The 22,190-nt window shown below is 39.5% G+C and carries 15 protein-coding genes; 10 read left to right on the forward strand and 5 right to left on the reverse strand.

The window, feature by feature from the left end; all coding sequences use genetic code 11:
• Positions 1-2,565, reverse strand: a 2,565-nt coding sequence (locus tag VNZ46_RS01170; protein ID WP_325558238.1) for a SusC/RagA family TonB-linked outer membrane protein, incomplete at its 3' end; no start/stop codon positions are given.
• Between the two features lie 230 nt (positions 2,566-2,795).
• Between VNZ46_RS01170 and VNZ46_RS01175 the strand changes: the two genes are divergently transcribed.
• From VNZ46_RS01175 to VNZ46_RS01190, 4 genes are all read left to right on the forward strand, one after another.
• Positions 2,796-3,422: an RNA polymerase sigma-70 factor gene (locus tag VNZ46_RS01175; RefSeq protein WP_325558239.1), complete on the forward strand. Its 627-nt coding sequence runs from the start codon at positions 2,796-2,798 to the stop codon at positions 3,420-3,422.
• Between the two features lie 56 nt (positions 3,423-3,478).
• On the forward strand, positions 3,479-4,498 hold the full coding sequence (locus tag VNZ46_RS01180; RefSeq protein ID WP_325558240.1) for a FecR family protein: 1,020 nt from the start codon (positions 3,479-3,481) through the stop codon (positions 4,496-4,498).
• Positions 4,499-4,564: 66 nt separating this feature from the next.
• Positions 4,565-7,873, forward strand: coding sequence for a SusC/RagA family TonB-linked outer membrane protein (locus VNZ46_RS01185; protein WP_325558241.1), 3,309 nt, complete (start codon positions 4,565-4,567; stop codon positions 7,871-7,873).
• A complete protein-coding gene (locus VNZ46_RS01190) occupies positions 7,874-9,478 on the forward strand; it encodes a SusD/RagB family nutrient-binding outer membrane lipoprotein (protein WP_325558242.1) in 1,605 nt (534 codons plus the stop codon). It abuts the gene before it with no gap.
• A gap of 1 nt (position 9,479) precedes the next feature.
• On the opposite strand, the gene VNZ46_RS01195 is transcribed toward VNZ46_RS01190, so the two are convergent.
• Together VNZ46_RS01195 and VNZ46_RS01200 are read right to left on the reverse strand one after the other, a co-directional pair.
• On the reverse strand, positions 9,480-10,511 hold the full coding sequence (locus VNZ46_RS01195; RefSeq protein WP_325558254.1) for a HAMP domain-containing sensor histidine kinase: 1,032 nt from the start codon (positions 10,509-10,511) through the stop codon (positions 9,480-9,482).
• A 425-nt stretch (positions 10,512-10,936) separates the two neighbouring features.
• Positions 10,937-13,468, reverse strand: a complete 2,532-nt coding sequence (locus VNZ46_RS01200; RefSeq protein ID WP_325558243.1) for a PAS domain S-box protein — start codon at positions 13,466-13,468, stop codon at positions 10,937-10,939.
• A 300-nt stretch (positions 13,469-13,768) separates the two neighbouring features.
• Between VNZ46_RS01200 and VNZ46_RS01205 the strand changes: the two genes are divergently transcribed.
• The 3 genes from VNZ46_RS01205 to VNZ46_RS01215 all read left to right on the forward strand — a co-directional run bounded on the left by VNZ46_RS01205 (position 13,769) and on the right by VNZ46_RS01215 (position 16,731).
• Entirely contained in the window at positions 13,769-14,533 is a 765-nt protein-coding gene (locus VNZ46_RS01205) for a CHASE3 domain-containing protein (RefSeq protein ID WP_325558244.1), read from the forward strand.
• Positions 14,534-14,841: 308 nt separating this feature from the next.
• Positions 14,842-16,065 (forward strand): DUF2252 domain-containing protein, encoded by a 1,224-nt coding sequence (locus VNZ46_RS01210; RefSeq protein ID WP_325558245.1) that lies wholly within the window; start codon positions 14,842-14,844, stop codon positions 16,063-16,065.
• A gap of 36 nt (positions 16,066-16,101) precedes the next feature.
• Positions 16,102-16,731 carry a DUF4142 domain-containing protein gene (locus tag VNZ46_RS01215; protein WP_325558246.1) on the forward strand — a complete coding sequence of 210 codons (630 nt, stop codon included), beginning with the start codon at positions 16,102-16,104 and terminating at the stop codon, positions 16,729-16,731.
• Positions 16,732-16,737: 6 nt separating this feature from the next.
• Here VNZ46_RS01215 and VNZ46_RS01220 read toward each other — a convergent pair whose 3' ends face one another.
• Positions 16,738-17,823, reverse strand: coding sequence for an AI-2E family transporter (locus tag VNZ46_RS01220; protein ID WP_325558247.1), 1,086 nt, complete (start codon positions 17,821-17,823; stop codon positions 16,738-16,740).
• Positions 17,824-17,990: 167 nt separating this feature from the next.
• On the opposite strand from VNZ46_RS01220, the gene VNZ46_RS01225 reads away from it, so the two are divergent.
• From VNZ46_RS01225 to VNZ46_RS01235, 3 genes are all read left to right on the forward strand, one after another.
• Positions 17,991-19,160, forward strand: coding sequence for a sensor histidine kinase (locus VNZ46_RS01225; RefSeq protein WP_325558249.1), 1,170 nt, complete (start codon positions 17,991-17,993; stop codon positions 19,158-19,160).
• 95 nt (positions 19,161-19,255) lie between these two features.
• Entirely contained in the window at positions 19,256-19,573 is a 318-nt protein-coding gene (locus tag VNZ46_RS01230; RefSeq protein WP_325558250.1) for a YtxH domain-containing protein, read from the forward strand.
• Between the two features lie 9 nt (positions 19,574-19,582).
• On the forward strand, positions 19,583-20,530 hold the full coding sequence (locus VNZ46_RS01235) for a YihY/virulence factor BrkB family protein (RefSeq protein WP_325558252.1): 948 nt from the start codon (positions 19,583-19,585) through the stop codon (positions 20,528-20,530).
• A 102-nt stretch (positions 20,531-20,632) separates the two neighbouring features.
• Here VNZ46_RS01235 and VNZ46_RS01240 read toward each other — a convergent pair.
• The coding region (locus VNZ46_RS01240; RefSeq protein WP_325558253.1) for a catalase at positions 20,633-22,190 on the reverse strand (1,558 nt) is incomplete at its 5' end.

Genomic DNA, 22,190 nt, shown 5'->3' on the forward strand with positions numbered 1-22,190 from the left:
GCTGTCCAGGGCCAGACTTCCATTTGGATTGCGCTCATAATCATACAATCCAATATCTCCATAAGAGCCACCTTCACGGATATATGAGCTGCCCCCTAGCGGGAAATTTCCAACCTGGGCCGGCAATCCGGTAGATGGATCAATATAATTTAATACAGAGATAATTTTGTTACGGTTAAAAGAGAAATTAATAGTTGGTGTCCACTTCACATCGCCAAAATCGCCATTGTAACTTAATGAGGATTCCAATCCCTGGTTTCTAACTTGTCCACCGTTGAAATCGTAAAATGCAACTCCTGTTGAATTTGCCGGATTTAGCCGGAAAAATTGATTAAATGTATTTGTTCTATAATAAGTAGCCATGAAGCTCAACTTATTCTGCATAAATTTCAAATCCATACCAACCTCAAAAGATTTTGTTTTTTCCGGTTTCAGGTCTGCGCCTAATGAAGAACCTTTACTCAAACTGATCCCGCTGTTTGAGATTGGATAAGTTGCAGCAGCGGCAGCATAGGCATATTGATCGGGAATGGCATTTCCCACCTGGGCGTAAGACACCCTTAATTTAGCAAAGGAGATTGCTTCCGGTAATTTGACCATTTCACTAACTACAGCGCTTAAACCAACAGATGGATAAAAAAATGGTTTTGGTAAAGTTGAATTCCAGTCATTCCGGCCTGTTACATCTAAAAACAAATAATTGTGATACCCTAAAGTTCCTGTGAAAAACACAGCTTTATTCTGATTTCTATAATCTGGGTTAGCTACATATCCGTATGGCACCGGATTAATGGAGAGTTGTGCCGGGTTGATGTTATACAAACTGAAGAAATTAGGTATTTTATAAGTATCTAATGGTCCGCCTATACTGGTTGTTCTAATTTTGTTGTTTAAAATACTCGTACCAGCTGTGGCATTTAGACTAAATTGATCAAAGGTCTTATTGAAATTTAACAACAAATCTGCATAAGTCTGGCTATTAAGGTTGTTTCGTTCCGTATAAGCACCATTTAAACTGTTTTTTGCTAAGATAGGGATGGTCGTAGCGTAAATTTTATCTGTACCAAAATCTGTTGTCCTGTCTATTTTCATCCGGCCCTGTAAATTCAGATAGCTGGTAAAATTATACTTGGCAGTAACTGATCCTAAAATCCTGTTTCTTTGTGTTGCAAAGACATCTCTGTTTGCCGTCCAGTATGGATTTTGCAGAGCGAGGTCATTTACAAAGTAAGTAGATGGCCAGTTTTGTACATTGATATTCCTTGTTGGGTCAGATATTTCGTAAGTTTTATATTGGTTAAAATCGGCGGAGGCACCCGGAAACAGGTATACGGCGGTCAGAGGGTTAAAGTATATACCTTGTCCCGGCATATTTTGCAAGTTCTGGGACGTATATTCCACATTCGCGTCCAGCTTTAACTTATCGTCAAAAAAGGAAGTTGTATTCCTGTAAGCAAAATTGTACCTGTCTAGTTTATTATTTGGTATAATTCCTTGTGCATTTGTTGCTGCTGCAGAGAAATAACTTTGGTTTTTTTCTGTACCACCAGAAATGGAAATAGAATTTGTAAATGTTTTACCTGTATTAAAGAAATCTTTAGGATTGTAGTTTCCCGGAGTAGAGGCTTTTGTTCCCCAACCACTAAAATCGCCTGTGTTCATTGCCCCATAAGTGTTTTGAACTTTTGGCAGAATAAATGGTTTATCAAATGTCGCGCTGGAATTAAAGTTAATGGATGGCCGACCGATCTTGCCTTTTTTTGTCGTAATTAAAATTACACCATTAGATGCTTGTCCGCCATATAAAGCAGCAGCAGAAGCTCCGCTCAATACGCTGATCTCTTCAATATCGTCGGGATTGAGGTTTGCAATACCATCGCCAGAATCGGAGAGCTGGAAGCCATCAGATAGTGCCGACCCTGATAAACTTGGCAGGGGCACACCATCAACTACATAAAGGGCGTTGTTATTTCCTGCAATTGATTTGCTTCCACGAAGAACCGCTTTTGTTGATCCCCCGGGTGCTGATGAATGCGTTAAGGTTAAACCTGCAACTTTACCGGTTAAACTATTTACAAAACTCGGATCTTTGACATCGTTTACCGTATTGCTGCCCAAGGTCTGGACGTTATAAGTTAAGGATTTTGTGGCTTTTTTAATACCCAATGCTGTTACTACGACCTCATTCAATACATTATTGTCGTTCTCTAAAGTAACATTAATCGTTTTAGTAGCGCCAACTGTTACTTCCTGGCTTTTGTATCCAAGATAACTGAATACCAGTACATCTCCTGGTTTTGCCGCTAGGGTAAACTGTCCGTTTGCATCGGTTTGTGTGCCGGTTTTGGTGCCTTTGACAATTACGGTAACACCGATGAGAGTGGTTCCGGTATTGTCCTTTACTGTTCCATGAACTGCATCCTGCTTAAATTCCTGAACAGGATTTGCTGCGATTCTGGCAGACCGGTGCATGAAGGTCTTCGCTGATGCCTCCGTATCTGTACCTGCAAAGGTACTTGCGGTAGCACAGAGCAGCAAAAAAGTACATTGTAATGTTTTTTTCATACTCGTAAGTTTATATTTGTTGATTAGTGACCGGAGGAATTGCGTAAATTCCTGCCGGTATAAAAGGATGAATCCCTTTTAGAAAGAAATTGCCTACAACAAATTTTATTTTTTTTATCTGTGTCAGTTTATTTTTCCAGAGATCTGATTTATAGATGCTTCCTGTTTCAAACTAATCCTCGATAAATTCAAAATTTAATTCTTAATTTGCATCCCTATAACCAGTTGATTTGAAACCCGATTTAACAGAGCTTTGGAAAAGATTTTGTTCAGATGACGATACAAAAGCATTTGAAAGCCTCTATTACGCCTTGTTTAACAAGCTGATTAAATTTTGCATTCACTATACTTCTCACCGGCAGGCTGCCGAGGAAATTGTTTCCGAGATCTTTGTAAAGTGTTGGAACAACAGAAAAAAACTGATGGATATAGAATTTCCTGAAACCTATCTGTTTGTTGCTGTAAAAAACCAGTCGCTTAAACACAATAAAAAATACTCCAGCATACATTTGGTAGAAATAGAGGATTCTGGCAACATTCTCCTGGTTGACACCGCTGATCCGCAGGAGATCATAGAAAGGAAGGAGATGCACCACCGTCTGGACCAGGCTATTGAAACTCTGCCCATGCAAGCCAAAATGGTGTTCAGACTTATTAAGGAAAATGGATTGCGATATAAAGAAGTGGCCGAGATTCTGGAAATATCACCAAGAACTGTACAAACACAACTTTTTAGGGCTATAGCCAAATTGAGGCTCGTTTTACAATCCTATAAGCAGGCTCTCTTAAAAGACGATCCTGGAAATAAAATCTTAAGTATTGCGCTCGCTGTTTATCTAATTAATTATTTTTTTTAATGCTGTAGGCATTTTTTACCAAAAAAGGTATCTAACTAATTGTATACCCAACACCAATGACAGAAGAGCGATTCACGGAATTATTAGGAAAAAAATTGTCGGGAGAGATCAATGCGGAAGAATTAGCAGAATTCAGCAAGCTTATCTCTTCAAACGAAGCCTATAGAAAGGAATATGAATCCCTTGTGATGTATTGGCAGCAGGATGAAAAGCCTTATGACCGCATTGCCGATATTTTTGAAGGGATCAAAAGCAGGACAGATATTCCGGAAAGGGAGGCAAAGGCTTCTGTACAAGTAAGGAGAATGAAAAGCCAGTTTTCTCTGGTGCAAAAAATAGCCGCTGTATTATTTATTTTTATCGTTTCTGCCGGAATTTATAAAGTTTTCTCCGGCAAATTTTCTGATAAGGTTGAAACAGAATGGAAACAGCTTGAAACCCCAAGCCGTCTGCTTTCCAGTCTGCATCTTCCGGATGGTACAAAGGTAACGCTTAACTCCGGATCCGTTTTAAAATATCCCGTTGCATTTAAAGGAAATAACAGAGAAGTATTTTTAACTGGTGAGGCATATTTTGAGGTAACCAGTGACCATAAGCATCCATTTATTGTCCATACCGATAAAATGAACATCCGCGTTCTGGGCACAGCATTTAATGTGAAGTCCTATATGAGCGATCGTACAGAAGAGGCGACCCTGATTAGGGGAAGTATCCAGGTTACTTTTCCAGACAATCCAAATGAAAAGGTGTTGTTAAAGCCAACAGATAAAATTGTACTTAAAGATTCTAATTATCATTTAGAGAAACAGAGTTATTATAACCAGCAGGATAGCAGTATTATGGAAATACTCTGGATGACAAATAAACTTGCTTTCAGAAATGAAACCTTTGAGACTATTGCGAATCAACTCTCCAGAAAGTACGGGGTTAAAATTGTTTTTACCAATAATGGTCTCCGTGACCTTAAATTTACGGGTGAATTTGAAAAAGAAACCTTAAACCAGGCCCTGTTCTCCCTGCAACTTGTTACACCTTTCCGTTACAGGATAAAGGGCAACAATGTCTACCTTTATTAGGTTTACATCTAGGGAAATTCATTTGTATTGCTGAACTTTACCTATACCAAATTCACAATCTGTCAAATGAGGCTAACAACAGTAATGATCATCATCCTGCTGCTTTTTACAAATGCCCATGCCCAGACAAAAGTGAACCTGACCCTTCATACCAATAATTTTGAAAAAGTGATCAATGCGATCAAAAAGCAAACGACTTATCATTTCGTTTATAATCAGGGGCATTTACCTAAAAAGGATATGAACATTCAGGTCAGAGATAAAGAAGTTTTACCCCTGCTGGAAGAGCTGTTGAAAAATACGGGATATACCTGTACCTTACTTCCCAATGCGCTGATTGTGATCAGTGTGGCACACGAGGAAGTAGCGAAAAATACCATTACAGGTCTCGTTCGTGATCAAAAAGGTAAACCTGTTCAAAATGCATCAATAAGGATCAATCCTACCGGCTATGGAACATCTTCAGATGATAAAGGCCGGTTCAGCATGAACCTGAACTTGCATGAAACTTTGACGATCTCCCATATTGGGTACCAGACCCAAAGCATATCGCTTGCTGAACATCCGGTAGCACTTGTTCAGGTAGTTTTAAAAACAGATTCTAATCAACTGCATGAAGTTGTTGTGACAGCATTAAATATTCCGAAAGAAGAAAAACGGATAGGTTATTCGGTAACGACCATAAAGGGGGAAGAGTTTACCCGGGCCAGGGAAAGCAATTTTGTGCTTTCCCTGGAAGGTAAAGTCGCGGGCCTGAATGTCAGTAGTGTAAACGGAGGCCCAGGATCCTCTTCCCGTTTACTATTAAGAGGGGCGGCAAGTATGAGCGCAGGATCTCCTTTGTATGTTTTAAATGGTATTCCTATCGACAACACGCAAAGAGGAAGTGCAACAGAATATGGGGGAGCAGATTATGGAGACGGAATCAGTAATATAAATCCAGATGATATTCATTCCGTTACCGTTTTAAAAGGCTCTGCAGCTTCTGCACTCTATGGAGCCAGAGCAGCAAACGGGGTAATTCTGGTGACCACTAAAACAGGAAGTATCAACACAAGCCCGGAATTGGAGTACAATATGAACTTGTCTTTTGACCGGGCTATCAATAATACAGATTACCAGTATGTGTATGGTCAGGGTGCACAGAATAGAAGACCTTCAGATATTGGAAGTGCCATCGCGTCAGGTCTATTGAGTTGGGGAGAGAAAATGGATGGAAAATCTGTTATCCAGTTTAACGGACAGCTCAATCCTTATTCTCCTGTAAAAGATAACATCGCTCAGTTTTACCGGACTGCACCAGCCTGGGTAAATACGGTTTCTGCCTCGGGGGGAACAGCGAAAGCTACCTTTAGGATTTCGGCATCTAATCTGGACCAAAATTCAGTGATCAAAAACAGTAATCTGAACAGGAAAACCTTTAATCTGAATGCGGCCTATACCATCAATCCCCGGTTAAACATCAGTTTTATCGGAAATTATATTTACGAAATGGGTAAGAACAGGTCCTACCTGAGTGATGGACCCCTTAACCCAAATTATGGAATTCAGTTCCTCGCCACAAGTGCGAAGCAGTCAAATCTTGCACCAGGCTATAACCTGATGACAGGAGTAGAGACCGGGTGGAATAATGATGAGTATAAAACCAATCCATACTTTGTCATCAACAAACAAGTGGATGATACGAGAAGAAACCGTTTTATTTCTGCAACAACAGCGAAATACAATTTTTCAGATCATGTCTATGTTCAGGGAAGGTTTGGATATGATGTGAGCAATGATCATTTGCTGAATGTTCTCCCTACCGGCACCGCTTTTACGATCAACCAACAAGGAGCACTTAACGCTTTAAATGAAGTACAGACCTCCGAACTGAATGCGGATGTTTTGATGGTCGCAAAAAAAAAGCTCAACGAATACTGGGACCTGGATATTTCAGCGGGAGCAAATTTTAGAAAACGGAGGGCTGAAACACTGGGCTACGTAGGGGCACAGTTCGTAACACCCTATTTATATATCCCTTCTAATCTGCAAAGTATAAATTCAAATTATACAGTGCTTGAACTGGCCACTGAATCGGCGTATTATACCATGGATCTTTCTTACCGAAAATATCTGAATTTCTCTGCTACAGGACGATATGATATCTATTCAACCCTGCCATCCAGTAACCGAGGGATATTTGTTCCTGGCTTTTCCGGAAGTTTCGTGTTTTCAGAATTGATGCATCTGCCAGGTCTGGACTATGGAAAACTAAGAATGAGTTTTGCTAAAACAAGTGGTGAACCCGCACTGCCTTATGCAACTGAGACTTATTATTCTTCTAGTACCTCTGTAAATGGAACACCATTAGGTAATTTTTCCAGAATACTGCCAAATTATAATCTTAAACCTTTTATATTAAATGAATATGAAACAGGTATAAATCTGATCTTTCTCAACAGCCGTTTGGGTTTGGATTTAACCTATTTTCACCGGATCACCAATAATGAGATCACCAACGTTGAGCAGTCTGTAACCACAGGTTTCAATTCTTCTTATGTAAACCTTGGAAAGACCAGGAATACAGGGATTGAAATTTTGTTGTATGGTGTACCAATAAAAGGTAATGCATTCAAATGGGACATTTCATTTAATATGAGCCATGTTGATAATAAATTAATCTCCATTGACGGTTCCAGTAATTATATTCTGACAGGAAAATACAGGCCTTTAAATGCCAACACTGCACTGGTTGTCGGGCAGTCCATTACACAAATCATGGCCTACGATTATAAGAGAGACCAGCAGGGAAATATCCTTATAGACAATACAGGGATTCCCATGCGAGGGGAGTTTAAACCTATGGGGGGAACTTTGCCTACTTATTATGGAGGACTGAGTAATACTTTATCTTATAAGAATTTCAGACTTTCCGGACTGATTGATTTTAAATTTGGTAACAAAGTACTTTCTGCCAGTGAAAATTATTCCTATGTATATGGATTGAATAAAGCAACCCTGGTGGGCAGGGAAGAAGGGATTGTTGCAAAGGGTGTATTAGCAGATGGCTCTATCAATACGATAAATGTGCCCGCCTATACCTATTATCCGCAACTGGCCAGTAACATATCGGCTCTGTCTGTACTCAATGGAAGTTTTATCAAATTAAGACAGCTTACTTTTGGATATACTTTTGTGCCGCGTTTTACCAAAGTATTTAAAACGGTTTCTATAGATCTGGTCGGTCGTAATTTATTGACATTTTTAAAGTATACGCATAATATTGATCCTGAGTCGCAATTTGCTTCAAGCCTCGCTTATGCGGGTATAGAGGGTGCTTCTTTACCTGCAGTCCGAACTTTTGGAATTAATATGAATTTTAAACTGAGATAAATGAGAAGGCGAAAATTATATTTAATGGCGCTGTTTGGATGTTTGTTCATGGCTGCTTGTACAAAAAGCCAGCTGGACCAGATCAATACAGATCCCACCAAATCTTCAGGTAGCAATTATGACCCTAATTACCTGCTATCTACTGCACAATTTAACTATGCCAATATCGGCTACTACCAGCTGCTTTATGAAAGCACCATGATGCAGGTACTTGCTTCCACATATAATTATTACAACAATGGAGATAAGTACATCAATGCCGCAAATTTTACCGATTACCAGGGTAAAATATTTGATCAGGGCTATACACAATCCTCAACCATTCGTCAGATGCAGCGGCTTGCAAATCAGAAGGACGCGTATACTTATGCAAACCTGATCAATATTGGAGATATTATGGTGGTATTGATTCTGCAAAGAGTTACCGATATGTATGGAGATGTGCCCTATAGCCAGGCAAATAAATCTGAGCAAGGAATCAAGTATCCCGTGTACGATAGGCAAGAGGATATTTACAAAGCTATGCTATCAGATCTTGAAAATGCGATTAATAAACTGGATCCCGCAAAACCAAAGCCTACGGCTGATCTGATTTATAGAGGGGATATTAATAAATGGAAGAAATTTGGTTATTCTTTGATGCTTCGACTGGCGATGCGTTTAACTAAAGTAGATCCGGAGATGGCACAGAAATGGGCAGAGAAAGCGAGTGCAGGGGGAACACTGGCCGATGTGACGGATAACGCTTTAGTCCAGACAGATGCTTCTAATTACAATAGTCAGAATGGAACTTCCATAGCACTTCGTACGCTCTCGGATTATAGAGAAGTACGTTGGAGCAAAACATTTATAGATCAGTTAAAGAAAGATAAAGATCCCAGACTGGATGTCATCAGTGAAGTGCCTCAACCTGGACTGGCCAACAGTGTGAATGAGAACCTGGCCGGAAATAAAGATACTTCGGTGCAGATGGGTCTGGCCAACGGTTACGATCTTCTTGGGGGAGCAACAGACATTCGTAACTCACCAGGCTATACAGGTGCTTCGGGATCTGGATCTGATATTGCCCCACTTGGTAAATATTCCCGGCCGGTAACCTCGGTTTATTTGAAGTTAGGTGGCCCAAACTTTATAATGACTTATGGAGAAACAGAATTCTTGCTGGCAGAAGCGAAGCTTAGGGGATGGAATATCAGTGGCAGCACAGCGGATCATTATATAAATGGAATTAACGCTGCTTTTCAGTCTATGGCACAATTAGACGTTCAGGCCACGATTGAGACCTCAAAGATCAATGCCTATCTGTTTAGCCACCCTTTGGACCAAAGTTCAAAAGAAAAAGCACTGGAGGCGATCAACACTCAATATTGGCTCATTACGGGTTCTACCTTTAATTTTATAGAAAACTGGTTAAATTGGAAGAGGTCAGGTTATCCGGTACTGATACCTGTAAACTATCCGGGCAATGTTACAGGAGGAACAATTCCCCGGAGAATGATTTATCTCTCCACAGAAATCCTGAACAATACGGTGAATTACCAGGCTGCGGTAGCAAGGCTGCAGGGAGGAGATGCACTAACAGGCAGGGTATGGTGGGATCAGTAATTTAGGCTGAGGTTTTTCTGAGACTGAATTTTATAGTTGTACCATGACCTGGTTCACTTTCAATCCAGATATTTCCATTATTATTCTCAATGAACTCTTTACAAAAGATAAGGCCTAGTCCGGTGCCTTTTTCATCTGTTGTTCCATTTGTAGAATAACGTTTACCGAGGTCAAAAAGCATAGGCAACACATCAGGCTCAATACCTGTTCCATGGTCTTTAATACGAATCAGAACCGTATCTGTATCTGGATGCTCCACCTGGAAAATAATCTGCTGGCCAATGTAACTGAACTTAATCGCATTGCTGGTTAGATTTCTGATTACAAAAGCAATTTGCTCTGCATCCGCGATAACATAAGTTGGGTCAGGTACTTCATTTATGAATGAAATTTTTTTATGCTGGGCAGGATATTGATAAAATATCATTACCTGCTCAATCATTGGGAAAAGATTAATTTCTTCTGCATTGGTTTCTTTATGCTGTACACTTTGTTTCCCAGAAGCCCAGTGCAGTAAATTTTCTAAAGTAGTAACGGATACATCGATGCTCGAATGCAATTGCTTAAAAAATGTTTTACGGTCATCAACTGGCAAAATATCATCTTCCAGGAGCTGCAACATATTTTTTGTGCTGATTAAAGGAGAGCGCATATCGTGACCGATAATAGAAAAGACTTGATCTTTAAATTGTATAGCATCAAGCAGCACTGCTTTTTGTTTTTCAATAAGCTGCTGAGAACGTTGTGCTTTCCTGACCATATTTAGGCAAATCATACATACAATTATGTAAGGCATACAGATATTGAAAGCATAAATATAGTCAGCAGCAGCAGGCAGGGGAAAAAATGGGGCATTATATTTTTGGTGTAGCTTAATGAAAATAAAAACACCTATTACTGCAGCGATCCGGAAATATCTGTAATTTCCGCTCGAGTAATAAATAGCAATACTTACAATGGTGATGATCAGATAATTTTGTTCTCCCAGTTCAGCACCGAAGCCAATAGAGGTTTCTATGATCCAAAGGGTCATAGTCACGGATATAAAGTAAACAGACCACTTTACTTGCTGGCAATAATTGAGCAAAAAACCGGTCAAAAATATAGCTGTAAGTGCCAGCATATTCACTAAATAAGGAAAAGAATCTCTACCTATATAGGAAAAAATTAAACCTACAAGGGCACAAATCAGGCAAATTTGATTGTGAGATCTGGTCTTAGCCTCTTGTATAAAGCTGGCCTCAGGCGGTAAACCTGTATTAAAGAGGTTATTTAAAATATTTTTCACTTAACTGAATAGGGATGTATAATTATCAAAAAAGAAAATAAGAAGATTTCATTTAAGTAAACAAGATGTTGCATTTAGGTAGCCTAATTTACCATCTTCTTTTTAAAGTACCTAACGTATTGTGAAATATCTGTCTGTTTTTGAGCGATATAGGTGTTTTTTGATTTAGTTTATAAAGGAAGAGTAAACCAAAATGTACTTCCCTTACCCAATTCACTTTCTACCCCGATTTCTCCTTCATGTCTTTTTATGATTTCGGCACAAATGTATAGCCCTAAACCCAGACCTGAAACCTGGAATCCAGAAGAATCGGCACGGTAATACCGGTCGAAAAGATGTGGAAGTTTCTCCGGTGGAACGCCTGGCCCATTATCTTTAACACCAATCCATACTGTGTTTTCCATTTTTCTTACGATCAGATAGATGTCTTTGGAATCCGGGGCATATTTGACAGCATTATTGACGAAATTGACAACTACCTGATCAATACGCTGTTCGTCAGCAAAGACATCTAAATGTAAGTCTCCTTCGAAAACAAGTTCATGTTTTCCTGCTGCCCGGACATGGCTGCAGCAATTTTTCAGCAGATCGGCGATATTGAAACTGGATTTGTTCAATTGAATTTGTCCCTCACTCATACGGCTTACGTTCAGCAGATCTTCTACCAGTTCACTGATTTTATCCATGCTCTTGCTAGATTGTTCAATGAGCTTTGGAATCAGCGGTGTGTCTGGTCTGTCCTTAAATCTTTCCAGGAGTTGTAAGGATGCTTTTAAGCTGGTAATAGGTGTTTTTAGTTCATGGCTCGCAATGGAAATAAAATCATCTTTCTGCTGCTGCAGACTTTTAAACTCCGTAATGTCCAAAATGGTACCAAGTACCCTTAAAGGTTTATTTTCCGCATCATGATAGACTTTTCCGTATACCCTGATCCAATGAATTGACCCATCTTTGTGGATTAGTCTGGTGTCGTATAATATTTTGCCGCTAATATAACCGCTCTCCCTGGTTTGTTTTACATATTCTCTGTCGTCAGGATGAATTGCTGATAAAATATCTTCTCTTGGAACTGGGTGATCGAAACCAAAAATCATGTCAAAACGATCAGAAGTAACCATTTCATCAGTGAGCAGATCATGGTCAAAGGTGCCGATCTCGGCAGCCTCTACAGCCAGGCGTATCCGCTCTTCTACATCAGCAATGTTCCTGCGGGCAATAACTTTGTCTGAAATTTCAATAGCAAGAACCATAATCGTGGTTACTTTTCCATCCGTATCTTTTACGGGTTCATAAACAAAATCTACAAAGACAGTTTCAGGAACCCCATTTCGAATGAGGACCAATTCGTGTTCCTTCGCGCTAAAAGGCATTCCGCTATCGATCACCTCATTCATGATCGGAGCATAGTTTTCGGCTGCCTCAGGAACAGCACGCCAGATCGTTCTGTTTTCCATATCCGATCGTTTTCTACCCACGAGTTCCAGATAGGTATCGTTCACTTCCTGTATCATCAGATCTTTGGCCCGGATAATACAGATACCAACGGGAGCCTGACTGATCAGACTTCTAAAACGGGCTTCACTCTCCGCCAGTTGTTCCATATTTAAGTGCAGGCTGTCTTGTGAAGAAATTAGTTCTTCATTGGCAGCCGCCAATTCTTCATTTATAGCACTAAGTTCTTCATTAAGCAATTGCTGGTCCTGCTCACTTTTTTCCAGACGTTTTCTTGCTTCTACCACTTCTGTAATATCTGTTACAGTAGCCAGGATGGCTTCTACTTTGCCTTCTGTATCAAAAAGGGGGTCGTAGGAGAACTCTACATATAAATGTTTATTACCATCCGGAGAAACAATATCTACATCTATTTCCGGCATAGAAATGGCTTTACCAGTAATAAAGACATCTTGGAGCAGCTTTGGAAAAGGCTGGCCAACCAACTCAGGAAATGCATCGATCAGTTTCATGTTGATCACTTCTTCGGCAGGCCGGTTCCAGATATCCAGAATATATTGATTGGCAATTTCAATGATAAGGTCTTTTCCACGCAATACAGTCATACCAATAGGCGTGGTCATGACCATGCTGTGAAGGCGTTGCTGGCTGGCCAGTAATTCTTTCGTGCGAAAATTAACAATGTCTTCCAGTTGGTTGTTCAAAGAGGCCAGGCTTTCCTGAGTTTGCAGGAGCTGGTCGTTGGTCGCTGAAAGTTCCTCGTTTGAGGCGGCGAGTTCCTCATTGGCAGAGGCGAGTTCTTCATTAAGCTCCTGTTCATCCCTTAGTGCTTGAGCTGTAATGTTTTTGTTATGAAGCCTTTCCGTTGTCAGTATCTCATCTATGTCTATGCAAGATCCAATGTACCCTGCAAATGTTCCATTGACATCATAACGGGGAACTCCGGTATCTACCAACCAGCGGTATATACCATCCTGTCTTCTTAAGCGGTATTCCATTCTAAATTCTTTCCTGGAGTCAAAAGAAGAGGTATAAATGTCCATGCACCGTTGCAAATCATCCGGGTGCACACCTTGGGTCCATCCATTGCCATATTCCTGGTCCATTGTTCGGCCAGTAAATCTGAGCCAGCCGGCATTGAAAAAGTAACACAATTTGTCTGTGCCAGAAATCCAGATCAGCACCGGTGCACTGTCGGCCATAATCTTAAATTGTTCTTCTACAGGAATTATTGATTGGTTCGCATCCATCTCGCAGTTATAAAGCAATACGCATTAAACAAAAATAAAAAACATGAATATATTTCTTTGTTTATTTAAGCCAATAAACGAGTCCTGCAGAATAATCTCCATGCTCAACAAAATAAAATCAAATAAAGTTTTCCGATTTTTGGAAACGCATAATTACAAATTTTTTGTTTATTTTTTTTATAAATATATATTAACAAAACAATTCATTTACTTTGATGGTTGTGAGGCGCATGCAGTCATCCAATGTCAAAAACAGCATTACAAAACAATTGATTATTTTTACTACTCTACAACTTTTTCATGACTACTAAGCTTCAACGCTCAAAACGCCGTCTTCTATTTGGATTTGGGATCTCTCTGCTGATCCTGATTGGAAGTTCAATCCTTTCCTACTACAGTATTACGCAATTATTGGACAGTCAAAGTTGGGTAAGTCATACAGCTCAGGTTGAATCTGGTCTTCAGAATATGGTGTCCAGAATGAAGGATGCTGAAACAGGACAACGTGGATTCCTGCTTTCTGGTGAAGATGTATTTCTGGAACCTTATACAAACGCTGAGGAAGATGTAAGAATTATTCTGAACGAATTGCAGTTGTTGACTTCTGACAACCCACAACAACAAAATGATTTTCCTTTAATGGAGAAAATGATCAGGGAGAAATTTTCTGTAATTGAGCAAACAATTACAGATCGCAAACGTGGCATTCCACCTTCTGTGAACACTTTGTATAGAGGAAAGTCGATTATGGATTCTATCCGCGTTTTAACCAAAACGATGGTGGCCAGAGAAAAGAAACTAATGGTTAGCAGGGATGCTAAAATGAATATATTTATACGGTATACCCCAGTTTTCATTGGTCTTGCTGCTTTGATTTCACTACTCATTACGCTCATTTTCTATTTTAAGATTGACAGCGAAATAAAAGCAAGTTTTCAATTACAGAGGGCTTTGGAAGAACAACAACGTAAAACAGAACAACAGATAGAAGTGATAGGTAGCGTTGCACAAAAAATTGCAGGTGGAGATTATAAAGTCCGTATTCAGGAGTCCGATCTTGAATAATCTCTGTTGATAAATATATTCTAATTATGAGTTAATGCACCTAAAAAAAATAAAATTTGCAAATTTAAATATGGGTCGTATATTTGTACCCGAGAGCGTTAATTTAAGGGGGGAGTAGTCTTTATGATTATTCTCCCTTTCTTTTTTTAAGGCAGTCTTCCTGAAATTTTATAAATCTAAAAACTATTTGACTCCTATGATGTTAGGTGTACAATTTACCTATTTGTTATGAGCATAGGGGGTTAGCATGGGGATGTTAACCCCTTTTTATTTTAAAAACCTTTTGAAATCTGACGGGTTTATAGCACATGAGTTTATCCGAAAGAATTATCGAATCAAATGAAGGGCTCCTGGATAAAATGGTTCAGTTAAAATACCAGGCCATGTCCGAAAGCGCGTTCCGTTTTTTTAGAGGGACTTGTGATTTGTTTTACCAGGATCTGGCTACGTGGAAAGCACTTCCAAAGTCACCTTTAGGCTGGATTTGCGGCGATCTTCACGTAGAGAATTTTGGGAGTTATAAGTCTGATGAAGGGCAGGTCTACTTTGATCTTAATGACTTTGATGAGGCCATTCTTGCTCCGGTCGCCTTAGAATTGGTGCGGATGATCACCAGTATTTTTTTATGTTTTGATTTCCTGGAACTGGAAGAGGTAAAGGCTGCAAACATGGTACAAGTATTTCTAAAAAACTACTCAACAGTTCTTGTATCTGGTAAAGCACTGGCTATTGAGCCCAGAATTGCTAAAGGTATTATTAAAACCTTTCTGGATGCAGTTTGTAAACGAAAACAGACAAGGCTATTGGACAAAAGAACAGAAGTGAAAAATAGTAAAGTAGTACTTTCTTTAGAAGATGAAAGACATTTCGAACTGGAAAAAGACTTGAAAGATGATCTCACAGCACATCTGACCGATTGGCTCAAGAACCACGATAAAAGCCCTTACAATTTCAAGGTTAAAGATGTTGTCTTTCGATTGGCAGGCACCGGAAGTGTTGGTACAAAACGCTACATGTTTTTATTAGAGAGCCTGAAGAAAAAAGGTAAGTATCTGATTGTGGATATGAAGCAGGCTCAGTCTTCTGCATTGAATCCATTTGTGAAAATTAAACAACCTGCATGGTCCTGCGAAGCAGAACGGGTAGTTTTTGTACAGGGGCTTTCTCAGCATATGCCATGCGCGTTATTAAGCTATACAATTTTTAAAGGCGATTCTTATGTAATGAAAGAAATGCAGCCTACTGAAGATAAAATCAAATTTCGTCTTATTCAGGATCAATACAGAGATATATACCAGGTGATCGATGATATGGCTTTGCTTACCGCATCTGCCCATATCCGAAGTTCGGGGAGAAGTAGATCGGCTATAGCAGATGAACTGATCGAATTTGGACAGCGTACAGATTGGCAACCATCCTTGATAGACTATGCACAGGAGTGTTTTAAAAAGGTAAAGAAAGACTATAAAATCTTTAAAGAGGGTTTTGAATCCGGGTTGTACGAGCACAAAACTTCAAAAAAAGCATCATAAATAACTAACCAATTTGATAATTAATATATGAAAACTATGAAATTTTTAAGCTTGATCATTACAGGCGTTTGCATTTTGCAAGCATGCCATAATTCAGAAAAAGAAAAACAATCTGGAACAATGTCTTCTGACTCTTCCGTTACTGTATCTGCCAACGGGAAACAAACCAAACTCAGTAAAGAAGAAACTACCTTTATAGAACAGGCGGCTTTTGGAGGAATGATGGAGATTGAAGCGGGTAATGATGCCCTTCAAAAATCAAAGAATCCAAAGATTAAAGAATTAGCTCAGATGATAGTAAATGACCATACCAAAGCCAATCAGGAATTGGATTCCATTGCCAGGAATAAAGGATTGAAGCTTCCATCTGCTTATCCAATAGCAGAACAAAAACAAATTAGTGCCCTGAAAGAACTTAATGCTGCTTCATTCGATCACAACTATCTGGGAATGATGGTTAAAGATCATATTTTGACCCTGGAGAAATTTAGGCTCGCCGCTAAATATGAAGATCCGGCTATCAAAGCATTTGCAATTAAATCCATACCTGTTCTGGAAAACCATTATGCTAAGGCAAATGCCCTGGATTCTTTATACATTAAACAGAAAATGAACAATGGGGATGACATATTAAACATTGATAAATCATCAAAAAAACCTCATTAATAAAAATTAAGAATGGTACACAATATCATCGATCCGCTGATTCATTTTAGGGTCTTCGGGAAATCTTGTCAGGTAGAACTCTTCGTAATAGGCCTTGATGATCGCAGCCATGGGAGTTGCCAGCAATACACCTAATAGTCCGAAAGCAGCGCCCATGGCCAGTAAAAGAAACAACAGAGATACTGGATGAATATTCATTGTTTTAGACCTTAGTTTTGGCATCAGAAAATCAGATACCAGTTCATTCATCAGTAAAAAGAAAACCATACACCAAAATGCTGTACCAGGACTTACGGATAAGGCGACAAGAGTAGGGGGAATGGCCATAATATAAAATCCAATTTTAGGTATAAGCTCTGAAAAAAAAGCAAGTGCTGCCCAAACAAGAGCTCCAGGTACATTTAAGAAACTCAAAACGGTAAAAACCAATACGGCCTGAACCATTCCTCCGATAAGATTAGATTTCATCCAGCCACCTAACATAATAGAGGTGTGTTGCAATGCCCTTTGCGCCTTTGCGCGTTTCTCTGGCTGAAAAATTGAAAGATACATTTCAACAACTGGCCTGGGGTTGCTGACGAAGAAGATAATCATTGATATAAACACTATAAATACAAAAACGCCTCCAATTACACTGAAAGAAAAGCTTCCAAGGCCAATAATCGTTTTCCCCAAAGAAGGGATCGTTCCGGAGACAGGACTACTATCCCCCTGAAGTTCCCTATTAAGCTCCGGGTATTTTTTTAATAAATGATTGAACTCATTAGATATACTGTTTAAATAATCTGGCAGATTTCCGACAAGTGTATCAATTTGTTCTCCGATATGCGGCACAACCAACACACCCAATAGCGCAGTTACAATAAAAATGCTGCCTAAAACGATCAGACAGGCAAGCCATCTTTTCATTCCTTTTTTTTCGAGTTTTCCAACGGGCTGGTTAATGATCAGGCCCAGAACTATAGCAAAAAGAAATAAAATAACAATGCTGATCACTTTATACAGGAACCATAGTAAAACAACCAGTCCAAAAGTGTATAAAATGATAGAAGTAATTAATCTGAAGATTTCTGGTCGACGTTCCTGATTCATAACATTAAGAACAGCCTGTGTGTGGATTGGTTTTGAAAATGATTAAAGAGAAAGGAAATAATAGTAATAAGCTAAATACTTTATTGTTTTTATTTAGCTAAAATTAAGAATATCCCTATATTCAGTCTCAAATTTTGAAGGAAAGTATAAGCTAACCTTCCTGCGTTATGGAAGATATAAAGGAATTAAAAGAGAGACTCGCCCGATATAAGAAGGAAAACAGCGAACTTGTGCAGAGAGTACTTGAACTCGAAAGGACCGAAAGCAGATTAAAAAAATCTGCCCGGTCTATGGAGGAAAAAAGTGCAACTCTTTCTGCTATTGTGAAATCAAGCGATGATGCTATTGTCAGTAAAACCTTAGATGGAATTGTAACAAGCTGGAACAGTTCAGCTGAGCGTATCTTTGGATATAACGAATCGGAGATGATAGGACAACCCATCCTTAAAATAATTCCAGAGGACAGGCAGGATGAAGAAGTTGAAATTCTTTCTAAACTAAGACAGGGTATAAGAGTAGAGCATTTTGAAACGAAAAGGCTTACGAAAAACGGAAAACTCCTGGACATTTCCCTTACCATTTCACCAATAAGGGATACAGCAGGCGTGATCATCGGGTTGTCAAAAATAGCAAGGGACATTACGGAGAAGAAACTTGAGGAACAGCGGAAACATAACTTTGTTGCCATGGTAAGCCATGAATTAAAGACTCCTCTTACAGCCATAACGGCATACATACAGATCTTGCTTCAAATATCGAAAAAGGACAGTAACCCGTTTTATGCAACCACACTCGCCAGAGCAGAAACCCAGGCAAAAAAGATGATCACCATGATCCAGGATTTTTTAAGTCTGGCCAGGCTTGAAGAGGGAAAAATTCAGATTAACAAACAAAAATTTGAACTGCATCCGCTGATAAACGAGCTTGCTGAAGATGCGCAGTTCTTAACCAACAAACATATTATTAACCTGATCAGTTGCGATAATATTTGGATCTATGGCGATCCGGAAAAACTTGGGCATGTGATCATGAATCTTTTAAACAATGCAATTAAATATTCACCGGAAGGTGGAGTAATAACCATCCATTGTGATAAGCAAGGCGATCGCGTCAAAATTTCTATTCAAGATGAAGGGGTAGGTATCACCCCCTCAGATCAGAAAAGACTATTTGAACGATTTTATAGAGTAAACAGCGATAAAATAAAAACAGTATCCGGATTTGGTATTGGACTTTATCTGGCTGCTGAAATATTGCGTTTTCACGATAGTAAAATTGAAGTTGAAAGTCAGGAAGGAATTGGCTCAACTTTTTGGTTCAGTTTAAATATACATTAGTAATTTCAATATTTTCAGGTACATACAGCGATATTCTGAATTTTTAAAAACACTTTTTTAACGCACCTGTTCTATAGTTATCTATCTCTATAACTATGAAAAGAAATACATCGTTGTCCGTTCTCGGATTCATTACAGGTACAGCAACTGGTATTGCAATTGGCTTATTGTTCGCACCTGAAAAAGGCAATAATACAAGGGGCGGTTTTATATCATGGCTTATTGCAATAGCAAATGCAGGTCAGAGAGGCTATACTAAAGAAGTTAAGTTAAAGGCGGTTAAAAACCAAAGAAAGCATAACCAAAAAATATCTGACAAACTTACAGATGCCGCACATCCGCACGAATTGCTTCCATTAAAACAAACTGGTCCGAAATCAAGGCAACTTCCTAAAGAATCGTTTAACGCTTAAACGTTCGCAATGAAAAAAGAGAAGTTATCATTCAAAGGAATCTGGAAAGTACTAAAAAATTCAGTAACCGGTTTTAGCGATCACAATGTCACTAAATTAAGTGGGTCACTCGCTTATTATACTGTGTTTTCTATGGCGCCCTTGCTGGTTGTAATTATATCCCTTTGCGGAATATTTCTTGGCGAAGAAGCCGCCCGTGGTCAAATCTATGCTCAGCTTGAAGGTTTTTTAGGAAAAGATACGGCATTTCAATTGCAGCAACTCATTAGTAAAGCCGCCATTGGCGGGAAAGGAAAAGTCGCTTTTTTTATAGGAATTGGCACATTGCTGATTGGCGCAACAACTGTATTTGCTGATATCCAAGATTCTATCAATCGGATCTGGGGGCTCAAACCAAAACCTAAGCGCGGTTGGTTAAAATTAATACAAAACAGATTTCTTTCTTTTTCAGTAATTATCAGCCTCGGTTTTTTACTGTTGGTATCTCTTGCCGTTACAGCTGTTCTGGATGGATTTAGCATTCGGCTGCAAGCCAGGTATGAAGACGTTTCGGTTATCATTTTCTATGTTTTAAACTCAGTAGTTACTTTGGTTGTTATTACTTCCATATTCGGCGTTATATTCAAAGTACTGCCTGATGCTGTTATTAAATGGAAAGATGTGTTATCTGGTGCTATTGTTACTGCAGCACTGTTTATGATCGGAAAATTCGGTATTTCTTTATATATAGGGCAAAGTAATGTAGGGAGTACTTACGGAGCAGCAGGCTCCCTCGTTGTTTTGCTATTATGGACCTATTACTCGGCAATTATATTGTATTTCGGAGCAGAATTTACAAAAGCTTATGCGGTTGCATACGGGTCAGAAATCCTGCCAGCACATTATGCGGTAACAACTAAAGAAGTTGAGGTTGAGACGGGGCATACATCCGTTCAGGAGAATGCGGCTGATCAGTAATTTGTTTAGAAAAAGAAATAGCTAAACATTTTCCACGATATCAGATTAATTACAAATACGGTCAACCTGTTGGTTGGCCGTATTTGTAATCTATTAGATAGATCAGGCTGGAACTTTATCTTTTTTCTCTCTTTGCCAGAAACGGTGCTGCGCAATTGCTTTAACGAAAGCATCAGGTGTGGAGTCTATCAATACACCTGCTTTTGCATCTGCATTTCCATTTTTCAATTTAGCACCTACATAACTTTGATTGATCAGTTCAATACCTTTGCCGGTCGCCGCTATGGCTTTGCAATGTCTATACGTTTCATTGATAAAATGAACAGCATCAGGTTCAGCCAATAAAGCATGAATACTTTTTTCTCCCCCAGGTACATATACCGCATCAAATACCACTGATGTGCCTGTTAAGAAACTCATGTCAATTTTGATCTCTTTACCCGTTGCATCTTTAAGCGTTCCATTTTTAGGTGCAACAACTTTAACCACAGCACCGCCAGCGAGAAGGGCCTTTTTCATATTTCCAAAATCAGCGGCATCAACGCCATCAGCAGCCAGGAAAGCAATTTGTCTGGTCTTGATACTGTCTTTTGGGGTATTGGCCATACTAAGGGCAGGAGATCTTTCAATCTCTGATTTCACTTTGATCGGCCGGTAATCTGCCGGATTGGCATCTGCCCCAAGGACATGGTTAACAGGTTCCTCAGGTTTCCCAGCTTTTAACCCCAAACTCTCCGCTACAGTGTTTGCAAGAGGTACACTGATTTGAGTAAGCAGGTTAACCATTCGTTGCCTGATCTTAACGGTCTCTACTTTACCCAGTTCAAACTTTAAGGCATCAGCAATATGATTTTGTTCTGGCTCAGACTGGCTGTCAAAGAATAAGGTCGCCTGACTGAAAAAATCCATAAAGCTTTTACTCCGAGCCCTGACTTTATGTGCATCAACACGTTCTTCGTAGGAAGAAAATCCACCCTCGGCAATTGTTGCTTGGGCAGGGCTTCCGCCAGCTATAGAATTTGGATGGTAGCTACTCTTTCCAACATTGATTTGCTGGCGCATATGTCCGTCACGCTGATTATTATGGACCGTATTTACTGAACGGTTAATGGGGATTTCATGGAAATTAGGACTGCCTAACCGTGACAACTGCGTATCTGTATAAGAGAATAAACGGCCCTGTAGCAAAGGGTCATTCGTGAAGTCTATTCCAGGAACCAGATGACCGGGATGGAAAGCTACTTGCTCAACTTCAGCAAAGAAGTTATCCGGATTACGGTCCAGCACCATTTTACCAATTCTTTGAACAGGTACCAATTCTTCCGGGATCAATTTAGTCGGGTCCAGCAAATCGAAGCCGAACTTATGCTCATCTTCCTGTGCGACGATCTGCACGCCGAATTCCCATTCCGGGAATGCACCGCTTTCTATGGCGTCATGTAAATCCCTTCGGTGAAAATCAGGATCTTTTCCAGAGATCTTTAACGCTTCGTCCCAGGCAACAGCATGCATCCCAAGTATAGGTTTCCAATGGAATTTAACAAAACTCGATTTTCCTTCGGCATTGATAAATCTAAATGTATGAACACCAAAGCCTTCCATCATGCGAAGACTTCTCGGAATTGCCCGGTCTGACATTGCCCACATGATCATATGCATA

It is taken from the genome of Pedobacter sp., from assembly GCF_035566355.1.
Classification (GTDB): domain Bacteria; phylum Bacteroidota; class Bacteroidia; order Sphingobacteriales; family Sphingobacteriaceae; genus Pedobacter.

What these genes read in the sequence shown, in the direction of transcription:
- VNZ46_RS01200 (WP_325558243.1), bottom strand. Translation starts at nt 13,468, where the DNA reads ATGGATGCGAACCAATCAATAATTCCTGTAGAAGAACAATTTAAGATT.
- VNZ46_RS01230 (WP_325558250.1), top strand. Translation starts at nt 19,256, where the DNA reads ATGAAAAGAAATACATCGTTGTCCGTTCTCGGATTCATTACAGGTACA.
- VNZ46_RS01235 (WP_325558252.1), top strand. Translation starts at nt 19,583, where the DNA reads ATGAAAAAAGAGAAGTTATCATTCAAAGGAATCTGGAAAGTACTAAAA.
- VNZ46_RS01180 (WP_325558240.1), top strand. Translation starts at nt 3,479, where the DNA reads ATGACAGAAGAGCGATTCACGGAATTATTAGGAAAAAAATTGTCGGGA.
- VNZ46_RS01210 (WP_325558245.1), top strand. Translation starts at nt 14,842, where the DNA reads ATGAGTTTATCCGAAAGAATTATCGAATCAAATGAAGGGCTCCTGGAT.
- VNZ46_RS01205 (WP_325558244.1), top strand. Translation starts at nt 13,769, where the DNA reads ATGACTACTAAGCTTCAACGCTCAAAACGCCGTCTTCTATTTGGATTT.
- VNZ46_RS01220 (WP_325558247.1), bottom strand. Translation starts at nt 17,823, where the DNA reads ATGAATCAGGAACGTCGACCAGAAATCTTCAGATTAATTACTTCTATC.
- VNZ46_RS01195 (WP_325558254.1), bottom strand. Translation starts at nt 10,511, where the DNA reads ATGACCCTTTGGATCATAGAAACCTCTATTGGCTTCGGTGCTGAACTG.
- VNZ46_RS01185 (WP_325558241.1), top strand. Translation starts at nt 4,565, where the DNA reads ATGAGGCTAACAACAGTAATGATCATCATCCTGCTGCTTTTTACAAAT.
- VNZ46_RS01190 (WP_325558242.1), top strand. Translation starts at nt 7,874, where the DNA reads ATGAGAAGGCGAAAATTATATTTAATGGCGCTGTTTGGATGTTTGTTC.
- VNZ46_RS01215 (WP_325558246.1), top strand. Translation starts at nt 16,102, where the DNA reads ATGAAATTTTTAAGCTTGATCATTACAGGCGTTTGCATTTTGCAAGCA.
- VNZ46_RS01225 (WP_325558249.1), top strand. Translation starts at nt 17,991, where the DNA reads ATGGAAGATATAAAGGAATTAAAAGAGAGACTCGCCCGATATAAGAAG.